Raw genomic sequence first — 6,224 nt, forward strand, 5'->3', positions numbered from 1 at the left:
GGAGGTCGGGCCGGTCCGCGGAGCCGTGTCGACCGAGGACGCGTGTCGTCGGCCGGCCCGGTCGTCGGGGCTCCGGTGCGGACGCGCGTGCCCGTATCACCCGCGTGGAGACCGACGGCGTTCCGGCCGAGCCCCCGGTACACGAGAACCTCGAGAGGAACCCCCCTGTGAGCACCGAAGCCAAGAACGGACTTCAGGCACTGCTGACGCCCGAGGAGAGCGTCGTCGTCCTGATCGACCACCAGCCTTTCCAGTTCACCAACCTGAACAGCCACGAGCCGTCGATGGTCGTCAACAACGTCGTCGGCCTCGCCAAGGCCGCCAAGGTGTTCGACGTTCCGACCGTCCTGACGACGGTGCTGGAGGAGCGCGGCGGCTTCCTCCTCCAGGCACTGCAGGACGTGTTCCCGGAGCAGAAGCCGATCGACCGTACGTTCATCAACACCTGGCAGGACGAGCGGGTCGTCGACGCCGTCAAGGCGACCGGCAGGAAGAAGCTGGTCATCGCCGGTCTCTGGACGGAGATCTGTGTCGCCATGCCGGCGATCCAGGCGGCGGGCGAGGGCTTCGAGGTCTTCGTCGTCACCGACGCGTCGGGCGGCATCTCGGCGGAGGCCCACGACATGGCCGTACGGCGCATGGTCCAGGCCGGCGTGGTGCCGATCACCTGGCTGGCCGTGGCGGGGGAGTGGCAGCGCGACTGGGCCCGCGAGGAGACCGTGCAGGGCATGATCGAGGTCCAGACGCAGCACGCCGGCGCCACCGGCGTCGCCTTCGCGTGGGAGACGCAGCTGCTGGCCAGTCGCTCCAGAGGCGGCGTCTGACACGACCGGGGACGGACGCCGGTCCGCCTCGGGGAGGGCGGGCGCTCGGAGCCGCGGGGCCCGCGGGTCAAGGCCGAGACGGCGCTGCTGCCGGCGCGCCGTGTGAATATGTTGATGCATCATCTTTATGGGGTCGGCGTGACGCCCGGCCGACCGATCGAGGAGGAGGCCGTATGGCAGTCGAAGTGAGCGATGCGCCCGAGGCCAAGCGCTATGAGGCCCGCGTCGACGGAGGACCCGGTGTCGCGGGCATCGCGGGGTACATCCGCACGCCGGAACTCGTCGCGTTCGTGCACACCGAGGTCGCGCCGGAGTACGAGGGAAGGGGGATCGGGTCCGCACTGGCCCGCACCGCCCTCGACGAGGCACGGTCCGCGAACCTGCGGGTGCTCGCGACCTGCCCCTTCTTCGCGGGCTGGATCGCCCGTCATCCCGAGTACCAGGACCTGCTGTACCAGTCCCGGAGCAGGGTCAGTGACTGAACGGTCGGACACGGAGGCCACGGAGGCCGGTATGAACGGCGGATCCGGGAAGAAGACGTACGAGGGGCAGTCGGTCACGGTCACCTTCGAGGCCGGGCGCTGCCGGCACGCGGCCGAATGCGTCCGGGGCCTGCCCGAGGTGTTCGACACGGCTCGGCGCCCGTGGATCCGGCCGGACGGCGCCACCGCCGAACGGCTGGTCGAAGTGGTGCGGCGCTGCCCTTCGGGTGCGCTGCGGTACCGACTCGCCGACGGCGGAACGGGGCCCTGAACGACCCGCACAGACCACGCGCGGTGCCACCGGACGGCCGACCCCACCCGGTGAACCGGGCGTGGACACGCCGCAGGGGCCCGTCCGAGGACGGGCCCCTCCGGCCGTTGCCGGGTGGTGACCGACGGCTCAGTCCGCGGCGGCGCCGAACCACCTCGACAGCGGTCCGACCAGCTCCTGCTGGTCCTCGCCCACCCACGCCACGTGCCCGTCCGGCCTCAGCAGCACGGCAGGCACGTCCGGTTCCCCGCCGTTGTCCTCGACGTGATCGACGCGGTCGGCCCAGCCCCGGACGGAGAGACGCCCGGTCCGGTCCAGGAGCAGCCCCCGGCCCCCGTGCATCAGCTCGTAGAGGCGGCCGCCCCGATTCAGTTCCACGTCGCGCATCCGACTGCCGAGCAGCTCGTGCCCCTCGCCGAAGTCGTAGCGGACGTCGACCGCGGTGATCATGCCGGTCACGTACCGGTTGACCTCCTCGAAGTCCATCAGCCGCGAGAACAGCTCCCGCAGGGCCGCCGCACCCGGGTCCGCGCCCAGCATCGTGATCTGCGCGCGGGTGTTGTCCAGCACGCGGGCGCCGACCGGATGCCTCTCCTCGTGGTAGCTGTCCAGCAGCCCCTCCGGCGCCCGGCCCCCGACCGAGGCGGCCAGTTTCCAGCCGAGGTTGAATGCGTCCTGCACACCCAGGTTGAGCCCCTGCCCGCCGGTGGGCGGGTGGATGTGCGCCGCGTCCCCGGCCAGCAGCACCCGGCCCGCCCGGTAGCGCTCGGCCTGCCGGGTGGCGTCGCCGAAGCGGGACAGCCAGCGCGGCGAGTGCACGCCGAAGTCGGTGCCCGCGAAGGCCCGCAGCCGCTGCCTGAACTCGTCGAGGGTCGGTTCGGCCGCGCGGTCCTCGGCCACCCCCTCGGCGGGCACGATGACGCGGTGCACCCCCTCGCCCTCCTCGGCGGCGGGGGCGAGGCCGAACCGCAGCTGGGTCCTGTGGACCTTCGCGACGGCGGCGGCGATCACCTCCGGATCCGCGGTCACCTCCATGGCGCCCAGCAGCGTCTCGACCCTGGCGGGCTCGCCGGGGAAGCCGATCCCGACCAGCTTGCGCACCGCGCTGCGCCCGCCGTCGCACCCCACCAGGTAGCGCGAGCGCAGGCGGGCGCCGTCCGCCAGCTCGACGTCCACCCCGTCCTCGTCCTGGTCCAGGCCGACCACCTCGCAGCCGCGCCGTATCCGCGTGCCCAGTTCGAGGGCGCGCTCCTCCAGCAGCCGCTCGGTGACCGGCTGCGGTATGGCGAGACCGTACGGGTGGGCCGTGTCCAACCGCTCCGGCCACGGCTTGGTGACGCCCCCGAAGAGGCCGCCGATCCGGAACTTCTCGCTGACCGCGAGGAACCGGTCCAGCAGACCGCGCTGGTCCATCACCTCGACGCTGCGCGCGTGCAGGCCCTGCCCGCGGGAGTGCCCCGTCGGCTCGGTCAGCTTCTCCAGCACGAGCGTGTCAACGCCGTGCAGCCGCAGCTCGCCGGCCAGCATCAGGCCGGTCGGCCCGCCGCCGACCACGATCACGTCGATCATGAGTGCCCCTGTCCCTCGTCATGGCGTCCCGGCCGCCCGCACCTCCTGGGGTGCCCGCGACCGACCGCCTTTCCCGCCGGTACGGCGTCCGCGCGCGCCCCGCCCGACCTGCGACGGCACACGCGTGTCGTGGTTCCCGGAACCGTGTGTTCCGGCCACGAGGGATGATTCTGGGGCACGACCCGGGTCTTGCCGCAAGCCCCCGGGTGCGCTATACGTTGAGAGTGGAAGGACGGATTTTTCCTTCCCCCGCCGGTCCGACACGGACGGGCGACCCTCTCGCGAACCTGTGACGCGGAGCTCTCCTCCGATCACGTGGGCTCCCTTCAAGCCCCCTGTGCTCTTCACACCCCTTCCACCATGGCCGATTCCGCCCTGGAGGCAGGCGTGCGCGCCCGGGGCCGCGGCTAGGCCCGCGCGGCCAGAAATTCGTCGAAGGACCGGGGATCGCGGCCGGTCAGGTCACGCACCACCGTGGTCACCTCGGACATCGTGCCCGAGCCCATGTCCGCGTAGAGCCACAGGAGATCGTCCACGAACCAGTCCGGCAGCCCCTGGGACCGCAGCGCGGCTCCCGCCTCCCGGGGGGTCTGGTCGTGGAACGGGACGCCGAGCTTCGCAGCGATCTCCTCGTGCGTCAGCGCCTCGGGGCCGGTGAGGTCGTAGGCCGCGTTCCCCACGGCCGGACCCGTCAGCAGGGCCGCGGCGCATGCGGCGACGTCGTAGGCGTCGACGTAGGCCACCCTGCCCCCGCCGTAGGGGCCGGACACCGCGCCGCCGGTGGCGAAGCCGCCCTCTCCGGTGAAGAAGTTCTGCATGAAGCCCGTGGGCCGCAGCAGGGACCAGCCCGGGACGGAGGCGGTGAGGTGCTGTTCGATCTCCCAGTGGGCCCGTACCGACAGCTTCGATCCGGGCAGCGGCCGCCAGGCCGATACCTTCACGACCCGGGCCACCCCGGCACGCCGGGCCGCGTCGACGGCATCCACCTGCTGGCGGACCATCGGCTGCGGACCGGCGACGGGAAGCGCGCCGCCGCTGTTGAGCAGAAGACGGTCGACCCCCTCCAGCGCTCTCGCCACCGAGTCGGGATCGTCGAAGTCGCCGACCACGAAGTCGCAGCCCAGGCGCCGCCCCCTCTCCTCGTCGCGGACCAGGGCCCGGAAAGGGGCGCCCTCGTCCGCGAGCATGCGGACGAGGTGTCGGCCGATGCTGCCGGTGGAGCCGGTGACGAGAATCATCTGTTCCTCCTGGGGGCGGCCCTCCTCAGGGGAGGGCGGCGGGATCTGTGGGGGTTCTTCGCGCTGCGTGGCACTTCCCGGCCGTGCGGACCGGGCCGGAGACCGGCTGCGTGCCGGGACCGGTGCGCGGGCCGGGCGTTCGCCCGGGGTGGACACGGCGATTCCGGTCGGGGGCCACCGGGTTCCGGGGGCGGGGGCGCCCGGCGGCACGCATGACAACACAGGATCCGACACCGTGATTCCGGCGGAGGAGGGCGGATCGGTACGGCGCGCCCCGGGCGGGTCAGACGCCCGCTCCCAGGAGGGCCTCGCCCAGCGGGGTGCGGGCGTGCAGCATCCGCGTCCCGTCGCGCCGGCTGTGGACCAGCTGGGCCTTTCTCAGGATCGTCAGGTGGTGCGACGCCGTGGACACGGCCGTCGCACACGCGTCGGCGACCTCCGACGTCGACCGGGGGCCGTCCAGGGACAGCAGGGCACGGGCTCGGCCCGAACCGAGCAGTTCCACCAGGGACTCCTCGACCGCCGAGCGCTCCTGCGTCCACGACGCGGAGAGCCCGAGCACGGGGTAGAACAGCGTCGGCTGCGCGGGCGGCTCGGTGAGCACGGAGCAGCGGGGCGTGCTCATGACGGAGGGCACGAGCACCACCCCGCTGCCCTCGCAGTCGACCTCCTCGTTGTGCTTGCGCATCTCGATCTCGATGGCGTCGCGGTGCCACGCGACGGAGCCGTGGAGCGAGCCGACCATCGCGGCCACACCGTCCACGCCCACGCGGCGCACGCGCAGGTCGATGTCGGCGCTGATGAGCCGTCGGATCTGGGGCCAGTGCGGGGCCGGCGCGGCCTCCCAGACCTCCTCCCAGGCGTCCGCCACCTGGGCCCGGGTCCGCTCCGGGTGGGCGAACATGTCGGCGATGACCCGGTGGCGCAGTCCCTCCGACCGGGCGAGCACCTTGGTGAGGTCCGCCCGGACGGACTCGGCCGGCACCCGGCGCAGGCGTTCGACCTCGTCGGCCGGGGCCATGTCCCACGTCGGCGTCGAGGTGAGGAAGTCGGGGAAGTAGCCCTCCGGGCCGATCACCGTCCGCAGCACCCCGAAGGCCCCCCGGGGCATGGCCGAGCGCACCGAGCGGAGCCAGCCCCACTGGAAGGGGTGGTCCGGCGGGTTCTGGAGCACGCGGACCGCGTGGCACAGCTCGTGGCCGGGGGAGATGCCGAAACGGATGGAGGAGATGTCCGTGGCGCCGATCCGGAACCGGACCAGGTTTCGACCCATATCGAAAGAGTAGAGGCGCTCGGGGCCGACGCACCAGAGTGGAGGCATCAGGACAAGCCCCCGGGAGGAACCGTGCAGTTCGCGCTGCTGTACCACCACGATTCAGCCACCGCCGGCCCCGTCGAGGTGCGGCCGGTCGTCGAGTTCCAGTTCGAGGTGTGAGGACCATGAGCGATGTGAACGCGCCGGCTGTCGTGCCCGCCGGGGAACTACTGGTCGGCGACTCCCGGACTCTGCGGTTCGAGGGCTACCTCCACGGCTCCGGAATCTCCTTCTTCCTCGTGGACAACGACCCCGGCCAGGGCCCCGGCCTGCACCGCCACCCGTACACCGAGACGTGGACGGTCCTGGAGGGGGAGGCGACCATCATGGTGGGGGAGGAGCGGATCGTCGCCAGGACGGGTGACACCGCCGTCGTGCAGCCCCACGTGTGGCACGGGTTCACCAACACCGGCACCGGGCGGCTGCGCCTCATGTGCGTGCACGCCTCGGACACGATGATCCAGGAGTGGAAGGACTGAATCCCCTTCCGTACGGGGGCGGCGGCGCGGGACCACTCGCGCCGCC

General features: G+C 72.4%; 7 protein-coding genes. 4 read left to right on the forward strand and 3 right to left on the reverse strand.

What is annotated here, in order from left to right; genetic code table 11:
* Positions 1 to 167: 167 nt before the first annotated feature.
* From ACWGL3_RS05410 to ACWGL3_RS05420, 3 genes are all read left to right on the forward strand, one after another.
* Positions 168 to 824, forward strand: coding sequence for a hydrolase (locus ACWGL3_RS05410; protein WP_267945714.1), 657 nt, complete (start codon positions 168 to 170; stop codon positions 822 to 824).
* Between the two features lie 173 nt (positions 825 to 997).
* The gene (locus ACWGL3_RS05415; protein WP_452460930.1) at positions 998 to 1,306 is read left to right on the forward strand and encodes a GNAT family N-acetyltransferase; all 309 of its coding nucleotides are present in this window, start codon (positions 998 to 1,000) and stop codon (positions 1,304 to 1,306) included.
* Positions 1,307 to 1,337: 31 nt separating this feature from the next.
* Positions 1,338 to 1,577, forward strand: coding sequence for a (4Fe-4S)-binding protein (locus ACWGL3_RS05420; RefSeq protein ID WP_267945712.1), 240 nt, complete (start codon positions 1,338 to 1,340; stop codon positions 1,575 to 1,577).
* Between the two features lie 129 nt (positions 1,578 to 1,706).
* On the opposite strand, the gene rox is transcribed toward ACWGL3_RS05420, so the two are convergent.
* The 3 genes from rox to ACWGL3_RS05435 form a co-directional block, all read right to left on the reverse strand.
* On the reverse strand, positions 1,707 to 3,146 hold the full coding sequence (rox, locus tag ACWGL3_RS05425; protein WP_452460931.1) for a rifampin monooxygenase: 1,440 nt from the start codon (positions 3,144 to 3,146) through the stop codon (positions 1,707 to 1,709).
* A gap of 407 nt (positions 3,147 to 3,553) precedes the next feature.
* Complete coding sequence (locus ACWGL3_RS05430; protein ID WP_267945710.1) at positions 3,554 to 4,384, reverse strand: NAD(P)H-binding protein; 831 nt, start codon at positions 4,382 to 4,384, stop codon at positions 3,554 to 3,556.
* A gap of 283 nt (positions 4,385 to 4,667) precedes the next feature.
* A complete protein-coding gene (locus tag ACWGL3_RS05435) occupies positions 4,668 to 5,657 on the reverse strand; it encodes a DUF5937 family protein (protein WP_452460932.1) in 990 nt (329 codons plus the stop codon).
* 167 nt (positions 5,658 to 5,824) lie between these two features.
* Between ACWGL3_RS05435 and ACWGL3_RS05440 the strand changes: the two genes are divergently transcribed.
* A complete protein-coding gene (locus ACWGL3_RS05440) occupies positions 5,825 to 6,178 on the forward strand; it encodes a cupin domain-containing protein (protein WP_452460933.1) in 354 nt (117 codons plus the stop codon).
* The last annotated feature ends 46 nt before the right edge of the window (positions 6,179 to 6,224 follow it).

This window comes from Nocardiopsis sp. NPDC055824, from assembly GCF_053616335.1.

Coding starts and splice junctions, on each gene's coding strand:
- ACWGL3_RS05430 (WP_267945710.1), bottom strand. CDS start 4,384: ATGATTCTCGTCACCGGCTCCACCGGCAGCATCGGCCGACACCTCGTC.
- ACWGL3_RS05440 (WP_452460933.1), top strand. CDS start 5,825: ATGAGCGATGTGAACGCGCCGGCTGTCGTGCCCGCCGGGGAACTACTG.
- ACWGL3_RS05415 (WP_452460930.1), top strand. CDS start 998: ATGGCAGTCGAAGTGAGCGATGCGCCCGAGGCCAAGCGCTATGAGGCC.
- ACWGL3_RS05435 (WP_452460932.1), bottom strand. CDS start 5,657: ATGGGTCGAAACCTGGTCCGGTTCCGGATCGGCGCCACGGACATCTCC.
- ACWGL3_RS05420 (WP_267945712.1), top strand. CDS start 1,338: ATGAACGGCGGATCCGGGAAGAAGACGTACGAGGGGCAGTCGGTCACG.
- rox (WP_452460931.1), bottom strand. CDS start 3,146: ATGATCGACGTGATCGTGGTCGGCGGCGGGCCGACCGGCCTGATGCTG.